The organism is Arthrobacter sp. W4I7, assembly GCF_030816215.1.
Lineage (GTDB): Bacteria > Actinomycetota > Actinomycetes > Actinomycetales > Micrococcaceae > Arthrobacter > Arthrobacter siccitolerans_A.
On the sequence record NZ_JAUSXU010000001.1, the window covers coordinates 1,498,474 to 1,515,251 of the forward strand.

A 16,778-nucleotide genomic window follows, 5' to 3' on the forward strand; every position below is an offset into this window, starting at 1 on the left:
TCTACTGCGCCTCCTGCTTGATCTTTTCCACGGCCTGGTTGAACCCGCCGCTGGTCAGGGAGGAGCCGGCAACTTTGGAGACGTTGAGTTCGTCGATGCTCTTGCCCACGATCTGCGCCGCTATGCCGCCGGCGAATTCCCCCTGGAACTTGCGGGTGTTCGGGTTGGAGGGATGCTGGGTGATGTTGACGCCCGTGACCGTGCCTCCGGCCAGCGTAAGTTCCACCCCGACCGTCTCCGATCCGTTGGGGGAAACGTAGCCTCCGTCCGCACTGTAGGTCCCGTCCTTGTACGTGGAACCGCTGCTGGCCAGCGACGACATGGCTGCTGACGGGTTGGCGGCAGCAGTTTCCGCTGCGCTTTTCGCGGGGGCACCCGGGGTGCTGTCGGCGGCGGAAGGCGCGCAGCCGGCCACGGTTCCAGCGAGGGACAGGCCGGCGATTCCGGCGAAAACACTCTTGCGGACTGACTGTCTCATCAAGGCTCTCATTTCGGTTAAGTGTCTGGTGGCAGTACCTACGCTGGTGTCAACGATGAATCCAGCGTATTGGTTCAGCCTTGCAACTGGCTTGGATATTTCCTGTGGATTGCCTGTGGCGCAGGGGGCAGCGTCCCAATTCTTTTGCTGTCACCGCCCCCCGGTAGGCTAGAGGGGTGACTCCCGAAGAACTCTCCCTCGCCATATCCGCCTGCCTGAAAGACGCCGTCGCCGCCGGCGAGATCGCCCTTTCAGCATCAGCAGTGCCTGACGAGGTACGCGTGGAGCGGCCCAAGAACCGCGACCATGGAGACTGGGCCACCAACATTGCCCTGCAGCTTGCCAAGCAGGCAGGCACCAACCCGCGCGAGTTCGCCACCGTCCTGAGCGCACACCTCAAAACCATCGACGGCGTCTCCGCGGTGGATATCGCCGGTCCCGGCTTCCTGAACATCACCGTGGACGCTGCCACGGCCGGCGCCCTTGCCAAGGTGATTGTTGAGGCCGGGAAACAATACGGAACCAACACCGCGCTCGCAGGTCACACCGTGAATATGGAGTTTGTCTCCGCCAACCCCACCGGCCCCCTGCACATCGGGCACACCCGCTGGGCTGCACTGGGCGACGCCATCGCCCGCGTGCTCCGTGCTTCCGGGGCGGACGTCACGGCCGAGTACTACATCAACGACGCCGGTTCCCAGATGAACACCTTCGCCAACTCCGTGTACTCCCGCCTCCACGGCCTGCCCGTGCCCGACGGCGGCTACCCCGGACAGTACATCGCGGACCTTGGCCACGAGGTGCTCACGGCCCACCCGGACATCCGCGAACTGACCGAAGTTGCCGCACTGCCGGTGGTCCGCGCGGCCGCCTATGAGGCCCAGATGAAGGACATCAAGGCCACCCTCGCGGACTTCGGCGTCGAGTTTGACGTGTTCTTCTCGGAGCAGGAACTGCACGACGCCGGCGCCATCGAAAGTGCCGTTGCGCGCCTTCGTGAGCAGGGCCACGTGTTCGACGACGGCGGTGCGGTCTGGCTGCGGACCACCGACTTTGGCGACGACAAGGACCGTGTGATGATCCGGGCCAACGGTGAACCCACCTACTTCGCCGCGGACGCCGCCTACTACCTCTCCAAGAAGGACCGCGGCTTCACGGAGAAGATCTACCTGCTTGGCGCCGACCACCACGGCTACATCAACCGGCTCAAGGCCATTGCTGCCTGCGCCGGGGACGATCCCGAGGTGAATATCGAGGTGCTCATCGGCCAGCTGGTTTCCGTGAACGGCGCCAAGCTGTCCAAGCGTGCCGGCAACATCATCGAGCTCAAGGACCTGATCGACTGGCTCGGCAAGGACGCCGTCCGTTACTCGCTGGCGCGCTTCCCCGCGGATTCGCCGCTGACGCTGGACCCGGAGCTGCTGAAGAAGCACAGCAACGAGAACCCGGTGTTCTACGTGCAGTACGCCCATGCCCGCACCCGTGGTGCAGCCCGCAACGCGGTGGCGGCCGGGGTGGAACGCCGGGTGGACGGCAAAGACAGCTTTGACGCCTCGCTCCTGGATCACGCCACGGAAAACGAGCTTCTCTCGTACCTGGGCAGCTACCCCTCCATCGTGGCCAAGGCTGCCGAGCTGCGCGAACCGCACCGGGTGGCCCGCCACCTCGAAATCATCGCCGGCGCCTACCACCGCTGGTACGACGCCTGCCGCATTGCCCCCATGGGCGATGAAGCGGTAACCGATGTGAACCGTACCCGGCTCTGGCTCAACGACGCCACCAGCCAGGTGCTGGCCAACGGCCTGGACCTGCTCGGCGTGTCCGCGCCGGAACGGATGTAGCCCCGTGACTGCACAGGAACCCACCAGCCAGGACACCAACAACGCGTCGCCGCTGGCCCCCGAATGGCTCGCAGTACCGGGGGACCTCAATGCCCTGCAGGCGCCGATGTGGGCCAAGAGCGTTGACCGGAACGACGACGGCGGCCTGGCCGTCGGCGGCCTGTCCGTTGCTGTCCTGAAGGAACAGTTCGGCACGCCGCTGTTCGTGATGGACGAGGCAGACTTCCGCGCCAGGGCACGCGCGTTCAAGGACTCCTTCGACGCCGCCTTTGCCGATATCTGTGGCGGCGTGGATGTCTACTACGCCGGGAAGTCGTTCCTCTGCACTGCAGTGGTGAAGTGGGTGGAGGAGGAAGGGCTGCGCCTGGACACCGCCTCCGGCGGCGAACTGGCCGTCGCCGCGCGTGCCGGAATCCCGGGGGAGCGCGTTGCTCTGCACGGCAACAACAAGTCCGACGCCGAGATCAACCGGGCTCTGGACATGAACCTGGGCCGCATTGTGGTGGACAGCCTCGCCGAGCTGGAACGCGTCGGGGCCATCGCCCAGACCCGTGGTGACCAGGCAAAGGTCATGCTGCGGCTCACGCCCGGTGTGCACGCTCACACCCACGAGTTCATCGCCACCGCCCACGAGGACCAGAAGTTCGGCCTCTCCATGGCGGAGGACACCACGGGGCAGGCCGGCCTCTCGGCCGCGGAGGAAGCTGTCGCAGCTGCCGCCGGGCACCCTGGTATTGAATTGCTGGGTCTGCACTGCCACATCGGGTCCCAGATCTTCGAACCGGACGGCTTCGCGCTGGCCGCAGAGAAGCTGCTCCGCTTCCTCGCCGCCATGCAGGAAAAGTACTCCATCGTGATGCCGGAGCTGGATCTGGGCGGCGGCTACGGCATTGCGTACACGCCCGTGGATACCCCCCGCCCCGCAGCCGAGATCGCGGAGGCGATGGCCGCCGTCGTGCGTTCCACCTGCGCGGAACTGGGCATCGATTCCCCACGCGTATCGATTGAACCGGGCCGCGCGATCGTGGGCAGCACCACCTTCACCCTCTACGAGGTAGGGACGCTGAAGACTGTTCGCGTGGACGCTCCCGGCGCCTCAACGGCCAGTGACGGCGGCAACAACGTTACGTATCCGCGCCGCTATGTTTCGGTGGACGGCGGCATGAGCGACAACGCCCGGCCGGTGCTGTACGACGCGGATTATTCGGCCGTTCTGGCATCCCGCACGTCCTCCGCCGCGCCGCAGCTGTCCCGCGTGGTGGGCAAACATTGCGAGAGCGGCGACATAGTTGTTAGAGATGTATATCTGCCCGAGGACGTGGCAGCCGGTGATCTGCTTGCTGTACCGGGGACCGGCGCCTACTGCTGGGCCCTGTCAAGCAACTACAACTATCTGGCCCGGCCGGGCGTTGTCGCGGTGCGCGACGGATCTGCCCGGCTGATTGTCCGCGGGGAAACCGAAGAAGATCTGTTGAACCGCGACATGGGAGCCTGAGTGACTGAAATGCGAACCCTGAAAGTGGCCCTGCTGGGCTGTGGCAACGTTGGGGCCCAGGTTGCGCGGATTCTCATTGAGGACGCCGACGCCCTTGCCGCCCGTACCGGTGCCCGCCTGCAGCTGAGCGGTATTGCCGTGCGCAACGTCAACGCCCCCCGGGACGTGGAACTGCCCCAGGAACTGTTCACCACCGACGCCGAGACCCTGGTCAAGGACGCGGACTTGGTGATCGAACTGATGGGCGGCATCGAACCTGCCCGTACGTTGATCCTTTCCGCCCTGCGCAACGGCGCCTGCGTGGTCACCGGCAACAAGGCCCTCCTCGCCCAGGACGGTCCCACCCTCTATGAGGAGGCTGACAAGGCGCACGTCCAGCTGTCCTACGAAGCTGCCGTGGCCGGGGCCATCCCCATCCTGCGCCCCATCCGCGACAGCCTGTCCGGCGACCGGATCACCCGCGTGCTGGGCATCGTCAACGGCACCACGAACTACATCCTGGACCAGATGGATTCCACCGGGGCCCAGTTTGCCGACGCCCTGGCCGAAGCCCAGCGGCTCGGCTATGCAGAAGCAGACCCCACTGCCGACATCGAAGGCCACGACGCCGCCGCGAAGGCAGCCATCCTCGCATCGCTGTCCTTCCACACGCGGTTTGCCCTCGAAAACGTGCACTGTGAAGGCATCACATCCGTCAGCGCCGCGGACATCGCTGCTGCCAAGGACGCCGGTTTTGTTATCAAGCTGCTGGCGATCGCTGAAAAGCTCGCTAATGCCGACGGCGGCGAGGGTGTTTCCGTCCGCGTCCACCCCACGCTCCTGCCGCGCGAGCACCCGCTGGCTGCCGTCCGGGGGGCCTTTAACGCCGTGTTCATCGAGGCGGAGAACGCCGGCGAGCTGATGTTTTACGGCCAGGGCGCCGGCGGCACCCCCACGGCATCCGCAGTGCTGGGCGACCTCGTCTCGGCAGCCCGCCGCCTGGTGCTCGGTGGCCCCGGCCGCACCGAAACCACCACCGGCCACGTGCCGGCGCTGCCTATTGACGCCGCCGTCACCAGCTACTACATCGGCCTCGACGTGGCGGACCAGCCCGGTGTCCTCGCCAGGATCGCCCAGCTGTTTGCCGAGCACGGCGTTTCCATCGAAATCATGCGGCAGACCATCCACCGAGACGCCGAGTCCAAGGTGGAGTCGGCCGAACTGCGGATCGTCACCCACCGCGCGTCAGAGGCTGCCCTCGCGGCCACCGTCGAGGCCGTGAAGGGCCTGGACGTCATCAATTCAGTTACATCCGTTCTGCGGGTAGAAGGAGTCTAAGTGGCTCACCAATGGCGCGGCGTCATCCGCGAATACGCTGACCGTCTGCCCGTGACGGAATCCACCCGGGTGATCACCCTGGGTGAGGGCGGCACCCCGCTGGTGCATGCGCAGAAGCTTTCCGAGCTCACTGGCTCGGAGGTGTACCTGAAGGTGGAAGGCATGAACCCCACCGGCTCGTTCAAGGACCGCGGCATGACCATGGCCATGACTGCCGCAGTAGCCTCCGGTGCCAAGGCCGTTGTCTGCGCGTCCACGGGCAACACTTCTGCTTCCGCCGCCGCCTACGCAACGGCCGCAGGCCTGAAGTGCGCCGTCCTGGTGCCCGAAGGCAAGATCTCCATGGGCAAGCTCAGCCAGGCCATCGCCCATGGCGCCACGCTGCTCCAGGTGGACGGCAACTTCGACAACTGCCTCGACATCGCCCGGAAACTGGGGGAGTCCTACCCGGTCTTCCTGGTCAACTCGGTCAACCCCGCCCGCATCCAAGGCCAGAAAACCGGCGCGTTCGAGATCGTGGACGCCCTGGGTGACGCCCCGGACATCCACGTCCTGCCCGTCGGCAACGCAGGCAACATCACCGCGTACTGGAAGGGCTACAAGGAGTACTCCGCTCCGTTCGAGTCCGATACCGCCGGCACGCTGCCCGCCGTCTCCACCAGGACACCCGCGATGTGGGGCTTCCAGGCAGCAGGGGCCGCACCGTTCGTTGCCGGCCACCCCATCACTGAACCGGACACCATTGCCACCGCCATCCGGATTGGCAATCCCGCTTCGTGGGACGGCGCCATCGCTGCCCGCGATGAGTCCGGAGGATTCATCGACGCTGTAACCGACGAGGAAATCCTTAACGCCCACCGCTGGCTGTCCTCCCGTGAAGGCGTCTTTGTGGAGCCCGGTTCCGCCGCCGGCGTGGCGGGTCTGCTGAAGAAACACGCCGCAGGCGAGGTGCCCGCCGGCAAGACCATCGTTATCACCGTCACCGGACACGGCCTGAAGGACCCCCAGTGGGCCCTGCGCACCGAGGACGGCAGCGACGTCCAGCCGGTCAAGGTCTCCAACGACGTGGTCACCGTTGCTGCTGAACTGGGACTGGAAGAAAAATAACCTTGGACACCACCTCGCAGGCCACCGTCGGCGTGCAGCTTATTGAAGCCGGACAAAGCGTCACCGTCCGTGTTCCGGCCACATCCGCCAACCTGGGCCCAGGCTACGACAGCCTGGGCCTGGCCCTGGCGCTGCACGACACCCTGACGGTGGAGAGCCTCGAATCCGAGGAACTCGTGTTCGACCTCACCGGCGAGGGTGCGCAGACGCTGCCCCGGGACGCCAGCCACCTGGTCATCCGCGCGATGGAAGCGGCTTTCGAACGGCTCGGCTTCCGGCACGGCGGCCTCAAAGTGACAGCGGAAAACGTTGTTCCCCACGGGCGCGGCCTGGGCTCCTCCGCGTCAGCCGTGGTGGCCGCGATTTCGGCAGCGAACGCCCTGGTGCCGGAGGGCAGCCGCCGCGGGAAGGACTGGATCCTTCAGCTCACCAGCGAGCTCGAGGGGCACCCGGACAACGTGGCACCGGCCATTTTCGGCGGACTGGCGCTGTCGTGGCAGGACAGTGACCAGTACAGCAGCACCAGTGCATCGGTGTCCGGAACGGTGGTTCCGGTGGTCGCGGTTCCGGACTTCGAGCTGTCCACGGAAACCGCGCGGGCGCTGCTTCCGGCGTCAGTGGGACACCACGCGGCTGCCATGAACGCCGGGCGCGCGGCGCTGTTGATCCACGCCCTGACCAGCAAACCCGAATTCCTGCTCGCCGGTACCGAGGACTACCTCCACCAGAGCTACCGGGCAGAAGCCATGCGTCCGAGCGCTGCACTGATTTCGGCACTCCGCGCGGCCGGGTATGCAGCAGTCGTTTCCGGTGCCGGGCCCACCGTGCTGGTCCTGGCTGACGGACAGGCTGAAGCCGCCGCGGTCGTCACTTTCATTGAGGAGTTCACCGCGGCGGACACGCCGGATACAGGTTGGCGCGTGCTGAAGCTGGCAGTGGACGTTGAAGGTGCTAAGGTGGAGTTGCACCGGCGGTAGTTGACGCCTATCTGATCTGCATATGCACTTAGTTGCAACCTGGTCTCCTACTGCGCAATCTATTCCGGTGCCACCTGCTTGGTCTGTCGCAGGAATCTGCAGCATTGAAACTGCCCCTGAAACGTCAGTCCAAAGTTCCACCTTGGGCGGAGCGCAGCGTGAATCAGTATCCGGCCCTGCTGGCCGATATCCAACCGGCAAGGCCGAACAATCCCGGCTGCAGATCTGAACTGCAGCCCAGATCAAATCATCGCGCCCAGCTCCTAGTCTGGACGCCGTCGAGGGGGAAGGATCCTTCGTGACCGAAACCACTGAGCTGTCGCCAGCTGTGGAACTATCATCTTCTGCTGCCGATTCGGCAGCACCCGCCAAGAGCAGCGGCCTTGCCGGCCTGAAGCTCGCCCAGCTGCAGGCACTTGCCAGCCAGCTCGGTATCTCCGGAGGTTCCCGGATGCGCAAGGGGGACCTGGTTGCTGCCATTTCCGCCCACCGCGCAGGCGCTCCGATGACCAAGGCTCCGGCCAAGTCAGCCGAAAAGCGCACCGAGAGCGTCGCCGCACCGGCAGCTGCAGCTGTTGCTGCCCCCGCAGCCTCCGCGCCGGCCGAAACCACGGAAGCGCCGGCCGAAGGCACCCGTGCCCGCGGCCGCGGCCGCAGCCGCCGGGCCGTCAGCGACGGAGTTGTGGCACCGGCAGCTGCTGAAGGTGCCGCTGAAGCGCCTGCCGCTCCCGCTGAGGCTCCCGCCGCGGATGCTCCCGAGGCAGCCGAAGGCGCCGAACGCCGCCAGCCCCGCACCCGCAACCGCCGCCGGGGCGACGCGGCAGCACCGCAGGCCGCGGAGGCCGTTGAGGCACCCGCAGAGCAGGCTGGCGCCGAGCAGCGTATTGCCGAGCCGCGTATTGCCGAGCCGCGCACCGTTGAACAGCGCGCTGCCGAACCGCGCACTGTTGAACAGCCCACCGCCGAAGCCCGCACCGAAACCGAAGAGGCCGGCCAGCGCACCGATCGTCGCGAAGCCGGCCGTGGCCGTGGCCGCGATACCCGTGAAAGCGGCGACAGCAGCCGGGACAACGCCGGCAGCCGCGAGGCCGGCCAGCGTGAAGGTGCCCGCCGTGACGACAACCGCGACACCGATGACGCCGACGGCGGCAGTCGCCGCAACCGCCGCAACCGCCGCGACCGGAACGACCGCAATGACCGCTCGGGCGGCCAGGACCGGGACAACAGCTCACGCAACGACCGTTTCCGCGACCGCAACGACCGCAACGACCGCCGTCGTGGACGCGCCCAGGGACCCGACGTCGACGACGTTGAGGTTACTGAGGACGACGTCCTGCTGCCCGTTGCAGGCATCCTCGACGTCCTGGAGAACTACGCGTTCATCCGCACCTCCGGCTACCTGCCCGGCCCCAACGACGTCTACGTCTCCCTGGCCCAGGTCAAGAAGTACAACCTCCGCAAGGGCGACGCCGTTGTTGGCGCCATCCGCGCACCCCGCGACGGCGAAGACCGCAGCCAGCAGTCCACCCGCCAGAAGTTCAACGCCTTGGTCCGCGTCACCTCGGTCAACGGCAAGACCGCCGAAGAACTCAAGGACCGCGTCGAATTCGCCAAGCTGGTTCCGCTCTACCCGTCAGAGCGCCTGCGCCTCGAGACCGATCCCAAAAAGATCGGCCCCCGCGTCATCGACCTCGTCGCCCCCATCGGCAAGGGCCAGCGCGGCCTGATCGTCTCCCCGCCGAAGGCCGGAAAGACGCTCATCCTGCAGTCCATCGCGAACGCGATCACCACCAACAACCCTGAGGTCCACCTCATGATGGTGCTGGTTGACGAACGCCCCGAAGAAGTCACGGACATGCAGCGCACCGTCAAGGGTGAAGTCATTGCCTCCACCTTCGACCGCCCCGCCGACGACCACACCACCGTGGCCGAACTCTCCATCGAACGCGCCAAGCGCCTCGTGGAAATGGGCATGGACGTGGTGGTCCTGCTGGACTCCATGACCCGCCTGGGCCGCGCCTACAACCTGGCAGCACCGGCCTCCGGCCGCATCCTGTCCGGTGGTGTCGATTCCGCAGCACTGTACCCGCCCAAGCGCTTCTTCGGTGCAGCCCGCAACATCGAAAACGGCGGCTCGCTCACCATCCTGGCCACCGCACTCGTGGAAACCGGCTCCAAGATGGACGAAGTCATCTTCGAAGAGTTCAAGGGCACCGGCAACATGGAGCTCCGCCTGTCCCGCCAGCTGGCAGACAAGCGCATCTTCCCGGCCGTGGACGTCAACGCGTCCGGCACCCGCCGCGAGGAAAACCTCCTCTCGCCCGAAGAAGTCAAGATCATGTGGAAGCTGCGCCGCGTCCTCTCCGGACTCGAAACCCAGCAGAGCCTTGAACTCCTGACCAACAAGATCCGGGAGACCCAGAGCAACGTTGAGTTCCTGATGCAGGTTCAGAAGACGACGCTTGGTGCGAAGTCGGATAACGACAAGTAGCTAACTTAGGGGCGGGGTGCGGATACCTCGCGTGGTTCGCCGCGCGGTGTTACGTCCCCGCCCCTTTGTCGTTCGGATTTTGCCGCCCCCGCCCCTACGCTGGGAGGCTTTCGATCTTCGATCGTCAGCCTCCCAGCTCCGGCAGGCCCGATGCCACTCCCGGGGCGGCAAAATCCGAACGCCTTGCCGTTGTCTCACCAATCGCTCGGCGAAACTAGACTGTTTCCCAGCGCGTCGAAAGGTTTTGAAAAATGTTTGAGTCCGTACAGGGCCTGCTTGATGAGCATGATGCTATCCAGGCGCAGCTGGGGGATCCTGCTGTTTATGCTGATCAGCGGCTTGCCCGGAAGCTGGGGCGGCGTTCGGCTCAGCTTAATGGCATTGTTGAGGCTTATCACAAGTGGGAAGGCATCCGTGATGACCTTGCTGCTGCCAGGGAGATGGCTGCCGAGGATCCCGAGTTTGCTGCCGAGGTTCCTGAACTGGAAGAGGCGCTTGAGGTTGCTGCGGCGAAACTGCGCCGCCTGCTTATCCCGCGCGATCCTGACGACGCCCGCAACGTGATCCTTGAGGTCAAGGGCGGCGAAGGCGGCGACGAGGCTGCGCTGTTCGCAGGCGACCTCCTGCGCATGTACACCCGGTACGCGGAATCGCGCGGCTGGAAGACCGAAATCATCTCCGCCACCGAGTCGGACCTTGGCGGCTACAAGGATGTCCAGGTTGCCGTCAAGGGCAGCTCCAACGATCCCGCCGAGGGCGTCTACCGCCCGGCTGAAGTTCGAAGGCGGCGTGCACCGGGTGCAGCGCGTTCCCGTGACCGAATCCCAGGGCCGCATCCACACATCTGCTGCAGGCGTGCTGGTTCTCCCTGAAGTTGACGAGCCCGAAGAGCTTGAAATCAACCAGAACGACCTCAAGATCGACGTCTACCGTTCCTCCGGTCCCGGCGGCCAGTCCGTGAACACCACGGACTCTGCAGTGCGCATTACCCACCTTCCCACGGGCATCGTGGTGGCCATGCAGAACGAGAAATCGCAGCTGCAGAACCGCGAGGCCGGCATGCGCGTGCTTCGTGCGCGCATCCTGGCGCACCAGCAGGAGCAGATCGACGCCGAAAACTCGGCCCAGCGGAAGTCGCAGATCCGCACCATGGACCGCTCGGAGCGCATCCGCACCTACAACTACCCGGAAAACCGCATCGCGGACCACCGCACCGGCTACAAGGCCTACAACCTGGACCAGGTCATGAACGGCGACCTGGAACCCGGTCATCCAGTCCGCGATTGAGATGGACGAACAGGCGCGCCTGGACGCCATCGGCGACTAGTCCGTCCGGCGGACATTCAGGTTACGGAATTCAGGACATGACATTCGGGCCAGGCCAGTCGCTCGCTGACGCAGTCACCGAGGCCACAGCCATCCTGCGGGAGGCCGGTGTACCCAGCCCGCGCGTGGACGCGGAGCTGCTTGCGGACCACCTGCTGAACGTGGGGCTGGGCCGGCTCCGCGCCATGATGCTCGGTGACACGCCGGCACCTGTTGGCTACGAAGCCCTCGTAGCGGAGCGCGCCAGCAGGATTCCACTGCAGCACATCACCGGCGTGGCGCATTTCCGCTACCTCGAGCTGGCCGTGGGGCCCGGCGTGTTCATTCCCCGGCCCGAAACCGAATCCGTGGTCCAGCTGGTCATTGACCACGTCAAGGACATGGCGCACCCGCGGATCGTCGACCTCGGCACGGGGTCCGGCGCCATCGCGGGCTCCCTTGCCCACGAAGTGCCCGGCGCCGAGGTCCACGCGGTGGAATTCAGCCCCTTCGCCCACGCCTGGGCGGCAAAAAACCTCGCACCCCTGGGCGTCCACCTCGTGCTGGGGGACCTGCGGAACGCACTCCAGGGGCTGAACGGAACCTTCGACGTCGTGGTTTCCAACCCGCCGTACATCCCGGCGGAGGCCATCCCCAACGAGCCCGAGGTGGCCCTGCATGACCCGCCGGAAGCACTGTACGGCGGGGGAGCGGACGGCATGGAACTTCCGACGGCGGCAGCCGCCTCGGCTGCCCGGCTGCTGGTTCCCGGCGGCTACTTCGTGATGGAACATGCAGAAGTCCAGGCAGAATGGATCGCTGCGATGTTGGGCAGGTCAGGATCCTGGACCAGGATCAGCACCCACTTGGACCTCAACGGCAAGGAGCGCGCCACCAGCGCCGTGCTCCCGGACCAGACCATAAGCAATGAAAGAATGGGCCAGTGACCACAACCTATAACTGCACCAGTGATGACGAGCGGGCACGGGGCCTGGAGCACGCCCAGCGTGCGATCAGCGAAAAGAAGTGCGTCGTGCTCCCCACCGACACGGTGTACGGGATTGGGGCCGACGCTTTTTCGCCGCAGGCCGTCACCATGCTGCTGGTATCGAAAGGGCGCAGCCGCACCATGCCTCCGCCCGTGCTGATTCCGCGCGTCAATGCCCTTGACGGCCTCGCCACCGACGTCTCGGCAGAGGCCCGCAAGCTTGCCGAGGCATTCTGGCCCGGCGGACTGACGCTGATCCTGCACGCCCAGCCGTCGCTGGATTGGGACCTGGGCGAAACCAAGGGGACCGTGGCGCTGCGTATGCCCGCCGACGAAATCGCCCTCGAACTGCTGACGCTCACCGGCCCGCTCGCCGTTTCCTCTGCCAACCGCACCGGCCAGGCACCCGGACAAACCGCCGCCGCAGCCCGCGAGCAGCTTGCAGAGTCCGTCGAGGTCTATCTGGAGGGCGGCTTCCGGCCCCGGGAAGGCGAGGCTGCAGTGCCCTCCACCATCGTGGACGCCACCGGCCCCCTCCTGCGCGTGGTCCGCAACGGCGCGGTCAGCCTGGACCAGCTCCGCGAACACGTTCCGGGTGTCCTGGGATTAGGCGAGATCCCCATGGCGGAAGAGGAACCGGTTGAAGCAGCGCCGGTTGCAGAAACACACTCGGGTTCATCGGTGATTGAGCCCAAAGACCCCGAAGTCGCCGAGATGCCTGCCGCGCAGGCACCAGCCCGGGACTCCAGGCCTTGATGGCGCTGGACCGCCAGCAAATCCCCCTCCTGGAGGTCGATGCCACCCCGCTGCGGGTTCCCGAACTGGTGGAAGAACTCAGCCGCTTTGTAAAGGAAGGGTCCACGCGGACCGTATTGGGTCACAACCTGCACAGCGTCACGCTGACCCTCGCTGATGAGGGTTTCCGCAAGCTATACGAGCGCAGCGACGTGGTCCTGCTGGACGGTGCCCCCGTTCTCTGGCTGTGGGGGAGGACCGGCAAGGCCGAGGGGCCGGTGATGGACTACCGGCTGGGCTCTACAGACTGGCTGCCCGCCCTGGGCCAGGTGCAAGGACTCGAGCGGATCGCCGTCCTCGGTGCCGGTGCTGAGGCGAACGCCGAAGCTGTCCGGAAACTCCAATCCATCGTTCCTGGTGCCCGTGTCTCTGGCTTCCCAGGCGAGGGCTGGAATGGGGGCCTCGAAGACAACGCCGTGGTATGGCTTCACCTGCAGCAGCCGCAGCTGGTTCTGCTTGGACTGGGCATGCCGCTCCAGGAGAAGGTCCTGGAGCGGCGCCTTGGTGACATGCCGCCAGCCGTTTACTGCGCGGTGGGAGGAGCTATCGAGCAGTTGGCCGGCGTCCAGAAACTCGCACCGCGGTGGCTGGGCCGAATGGGACTTGAGTGGGCGTGGCGCCTTCTGCTCCATCCGCGCCGTGTTGCCTACCGGGTGCTCGGCGAGCCTTGGGTCCTGTTGTGGCTCCTGGCAAGGCGCCGGTCGAAGCGGCAGATGCTCAAAAGCCAGAAGTAGAAGCGCCGGACCTGGAAGCTGCAGCCTAGAACTTCTGGTCCTCCAGCGGCGCGAAGCCTTTGCCGCGGAGGCCGGTGGTGAAAGACCTGGCCCAGCCCAGGAATCCCGGCAGGTCCCGGCGCTGCGCGAAATAGCCCAGGTATCCGCCGACGTCGGCCACAAAAGACCGGACGCGGAAATAGCGTCGGATCAGGTAACCACGGTTCCGGTAGTAGTAGTACCGCTTGAAGGCTGACTCGGGAACAATGACGTGCCAGCGGGCCCCGAACACGTGCTGCGTCTCGGAAAATGCGTGCGGATGGGTGATTGCGGTTGTGGTCACCGTGCCGAAGCGGATGCCGGCCTTGCGGAGGCGGATGGTGAAATCCACCTCGTCGCCGCGGATGAACAGGCGCATGTCCGGCAGGCCCACCTTGAAGAAGACGTCAGAGCGGATCAGGGCGCCATTGAAGAAGTGTCCGTCGTCCGGCAGGAAACCGATCTTCTCCACCTCGGCACGGCTATGCGTGACCCTGCCGTCCAGGCGGAAAAAGAAGGAAAGCCGATCCGGCTGGCCGGGCGCTGTGACCAAGGGGACCACCGCCTCCAGGTCGCGTGCCTCAGCCTCCCGGAGCAGCGTGGCGAGGCATTCAGGATCGGCCGGCTCGGCGTCGTCGTCCATCATCCAGATCCATTTGGCGCCACTGGCAACCGCCTTCAGCGCAGCCAGGGAGAAGCCGCCCGCGCCGCCGAGGTTTGCCTCGGAACGGACGTAGTCAACGTTCGGGTGCTTCGCGGCCACGTCCAGTGCCGGCGTTTTGCCACTGTCCACCAGGCAGATCGTGTCCACCGCTGCCGTCTGGTTGTTGATCGAATCGAGCAGGACAGCCAGTTCTTTCGGCCGGTCGAATGTCACGGCGGCAACTGCTATGCGGGGGGTCATGGGGGTCCTTTCAGCATGGCTGACAGGGATTTCCCCGCTCGCGATGCGCCAGTGTGGCGCGAAGCCATGATGCTGTTGGCGCTAGTATCTTTGACTAGAGTCCACTGTAATACAGCCCTGTAAGGCACTGCGTACGACAAAAAACGTACTGCCTGCTGCGTGCTCGGCGACGGAGAAGTTTCATTTATCGAAGAACAGATTCCCAGTCAGTGAGCCCACCGACCACGGACCATCCCCCAACACGGTTGTCCGGCTTCAATATCACCCTTGAAACGGCCGTCGCCCCATGATCATGTACCTGCTGATGGGGCTGACTGCTGCTGTCGTGTCGTATTTCGCAACCTGGGGTGCGCGGGTCGTCGGCCACCGGCTCGAGCTGCACCTGCCCATCCGTAGCCGGGACATGCATTCCACTCCTGTGTCCCGGCTGGGGGGTGTGGCCATCTTCCTTGGAATCCTGGTGGCGCTCATCGTGGCCAGCCAGTCCTTCTTTGTTAGGGACATCTACCGCAACAACTTCTCGCCCTGGGGCGTGCTCGCCGGTGCGGCCGTCATCGTCCTGGTGGGCGTTGCTGATGACCTGCTCGACATCCGCTGGTGGGTAAAGCTGATTGGCCAAAGCGCGGCGGGACTGACAGTGGCCATCTGGGGAGTCCAGATGACCATTGTCCCGTGGGTTCCTGAGGCCATCTACCTGGAAAACGAGACGCTCCGGGTAGTGCTGACCGCCGGTCTGATCGTCACCACCATGAACGCCTTTAACTTCATTGATGGCCTGGACGGGCTGGCGGCCGGAGTGGCGACCATCGGCGGTACGGCCTTCTTCTTCACGGCGTATTGGGTCCACCGCAACGCGGTGCTGCTGGACTACTCGGATCTCGCCACCCTTATCACCGCTGTCCTGGTGGGCAGCTGCCTTGGCTTCCTGCCCCACAACTGGTTTCCGTCCAAGATCTTTATGGGTGACTCCGGGGCAATGCTGATCGGCCTGCTCATGGCCTCAGCCGGCGTGGTGTCCACAGGCCAGATCACCTCGGGTCTCTACGACCGGGCCAACGGTATCTCCACGGTGATACCCATCCTGCTTCCGTTCGCCGTCCTCTTCCTGCCGCTGCTGGACCTTGGTTTAGCAGTGGTCCGGCGCACGGCCCGCGGCCGTTCGCCCTGGTCCGCAGACCGGGGCCACCTGCACCACAAGCTGCTGGACATCGGCTACTCGCACCGCACAGCCGTAATCCTGATGTACCTCTGGACAGCCATCCTTTCCTTCGGGGGACTGGCCTTCGCCATCTTCCCCTGGCAAATCGTGCTGTCCATCGACATCTTCGCAACCCTGGTGATGGGCCTCATCACAGCGTGGCCCTACCTGGCCCGGCGCGGCGATGAGACGCGGGCGTAACGTCCGGCGCGGAAACATTTCTATCTCATGTAGAATTTAGGGGCAGCCAAAGCTGCCCTTCCATACCTGCCGCTTGGCTAACTGCCTTTGGCGCCGACGATTGGGATCAAATGACCTCCAACGCCGAGTCCGGACCTGCGTCCGGCAACGGAAGAGTTGGCGCATCCGGTCCCACACCGTCCCTCTGGCTGAACCTCCTCAAACGGAGTTCGGCGGCGGCCGCGGCCGGGCTGGTACTGTGCGCCATTCCCGCAGCAATCCTTGAAGGCCCGGCCGGTGCATTGTCCAGTACCTTTGGTGGGCTGCTGGTGATGCTGTTCTTCGGCATCAGCCTCCTGGTGGGCCATCTCATGGGACGCAACAATCCTTCCGGGGCCATCGGTATGTTCGTGGCCACCTACTTTGTCAAAGTGGTGGGCTTCGCCGCCGTCCTGTTTGTGGTCGGTGCCCCGGCGTGGCTGCACGGCCGCTGGTTCGTTGCCGGCGCCGTGACCGCCGTCGTCCTCTGGCAGGCTGCAGAAATCCATGGTTTCAGCAAAGCCCGCCTTCAGATCTACAACGATCCAGAAACCAAGGAAAGCCCCGATGCGTGATCCTCAGAAGCCCGCGGAAGGCACGAGCGGCAACAGCGGATCAAAGGGTTCTGCCCCCGGTGTATCAGGCGACGGAACCAGCGGCGGATACAACGCCGGCATGGCCGTATTCAGCTACATCATTGGCGGAATCATCGTCTGGAGTTTGATAGGGTGGGGACTGGATTATCTGTGGGGAACGCGCTGGATTGTGCTCGCAGGCGCTCTGCTTGGAGCCGTCGGAGGTTTTTACCTTTCCCACATGCATGGACTGACCAGTTCTCGAAAAATTGCTGGGGAGCGCCATGCTGCCAGCGGACCGTCCCAGGACGGTAACACTAATGCCAAATAATTTCA

The 16,778-nt window shown here is 65.1% G+C and carries 14 protein-coding genes and 1 pseudogene; 13 read left to right on the forward strand and 2 right to left on the reverse strand.

The features are described from left to right. Position 1 precedes the first annotated feature (1 nt). Complete coding sequence (locus QF047_RS06900; protein WP_307275086.1) at positions 2 to 478, reverse strand: FMN-binding protein; 477 nt, start codon at positions 476 to 478, stop codon at positions 2 to 4. A 176-nt stretch (positions 479 to 654) separates the two neighbouring features. Here QF047_RS06900 and argS point away from each other — a divergent pair, with 176 nt between their 5' ends. From argS to QF047_RS06950, 10 genes and pseudogenes are all read left to right on the forward strand, one after another. Continuing rightward, positions 655 to 2,319 (forward strand): arginine--tRNA ligase, encoded by a 1,665-nt coding sequence (argS, locus tag QF047_RS06905; protein ID WP_307275088.1) that lies wholly within the window; start codon positions 655 to 657, stop codon positions 2,317 to 2,319. Positions 2,320 to 2,323: 4 nt separating this feature from the next. Further along, positions 2,324 to 3,814 (forward strand): diaminopimelate decarboxylase, encoded by a 1,491-nt coding sequence (gene lysA, locus QF047_RS06910; RefSeq protein ID WP_307275090.1) that lies wholly within the window; start codon positions 2,324 to 2,326, stop codon positions 3,812 to 3,814. Then, positions 3,815 to 5,131 (forward strand): homoserine dehydrogenase, encoded by a 1,317-nt coding sequence (locus tag QF047_RS06915; protein ID WP_306634322.1) that lies wholly within the window; start codon positions 3,815 to 3,817, stop codon positions 5,129 to 5,131. After that, entirely contained in the window at positions 5,132 to 6,238 is a 1,107-nt protein-coding gene (gene thrC / locus QF047_RS06920) for a threonine synthase (RefSeq protein ID WP_306634321.1), read from the forward strand. A 2-nt stretch (positions 6,239 to 6,240) separates the two neighbouring features. Then, a complete protein-coding gene (gene thrB / locus QF047_RS06925; RefSeq protein WP_307275093.1) occupies positions 6,241 to 7,215 on the forward strand; it encodes a homoserine kinase in 975 nt (324 codons plus the stop codon). A gap of 298 nt (positions 7,216 to 7,513) precedes the next feature. Beyond that, positions 7,514 to 9,706, forward strand: a complete 2,193-nt coding sequence (gene rho / locus QF047_RS06930; RefSeq protein WP_307275095.1) for a transcription termination factor Rho — start codon at positions 7,514 to 7,516, stop codon at positions 9,704 to 9,706. Between the two features lie 251 nt (positions 9,707 to 9,957). After that, a pseudogene (prfA, locus tag QF047_RS06935) lies at positions 9,958 to 11,033 on the forward strand (peptide chain release factor 1). Between the two features lie 37 nt (positions 11,034 to 11,070). Continuing rightward, positions 11,071 to 11,958: a peptide chain release factor N(5)-glutamine methyltransferase gene (gene prmC, locus QF047_RS06940; protein WP_307275097.1), complete on the forward strand. Its 888-nt coding sequence runs from the start codon at positions 11,071 to 11,073 to the stop codon at positions 11,956 to 11,958. Further along, on the forward strand, positions 11,955 to 12,755 hold the full coding sequence (locus tag QF047_RS06945) for an L-threonylcarbamoyladenylate synthase (RefSeq protein WP_307275099.1): 801 nt from the start codon (positions 11,955 to 11,957) through the stop codon (positions 12,753 to 12,755). Before prmC ends, QF047_RS06945 begins: the two co-directional genes overlap by 4 nt. Further along, a complete protein-coding gene (locus QF047_RS06950) occupies positions 12,755 to 13,528 on the forward strand; it encodes a WecB/TagA/CpsF family glycosyltransferase (protein WP_307275101.1) in 774 nt (257 codons plus the stop codon). The genes QF047_RS06945 and QF047_RS06950 overlap by 1 nt, the downstream gene beginning before the upstream one ends. 25 nt (positions 13,529 to 13,553) lie before the next feature. On the opposite strand, the gene QF047_RS06955 is transcribed toward QF047_RS06950, so the two are convergent. Further along, a complete protein-coding gene (locus QF047_RS06955) occupies positions 13,554 to 14,450 on the reverse strand; it encodes a glycosyltransferase (protein WP_307275103.1) in 897 nt (298 codons plus the stop codon). A gap of 286 nt (positions 14,451 to 14,736) precedes the next feature. Between QF047_RS06955 and QF047_RS06960 the strand changes: the two genes are divergently transcribed. From QF047_RS06960 to QF047_RS06970, 3 genes are all read left to right on the forward strand, one after another. Further along, complete coding sequence (locus QF047_RS06960) at positions 14,737 to 15,849, forward strand: MraY family glycosyltransferase (RefSeq protein WP_307275104.1); 1,113 nt, start codon at positions 14,737 to 14,739, stop codon at positions 15,847 to 15,849. A gap of 110 nt (positions 15,850 to 15,959) precedes the next feature. Beyond that, entirely contained in the window at positions 15,960 to 16,442 is a 483-nt protein-coding gene (locus QF047_RS06965; RefSeq protein ID WP_306634306.1) for a hypothetical protein, read from the forward strand. Then, positions 16,435 to 16,773, forward strand: coding sequence for a hypothetical protein (locus tag QF047_RS06970; RefSeq protein ID WP_307275107.1), 339 nt, complete (start codon positions 16,435 to 16,437; stop codon positions 16,771 to 16,773). Before QF047_RS06965 ends, QF047_RS06970 begins: the two co-directional genes overlap by 8 nt. The last annotated feature ends 5 nt before the right edge of the window (positions 16,774 to 16,778 follow it).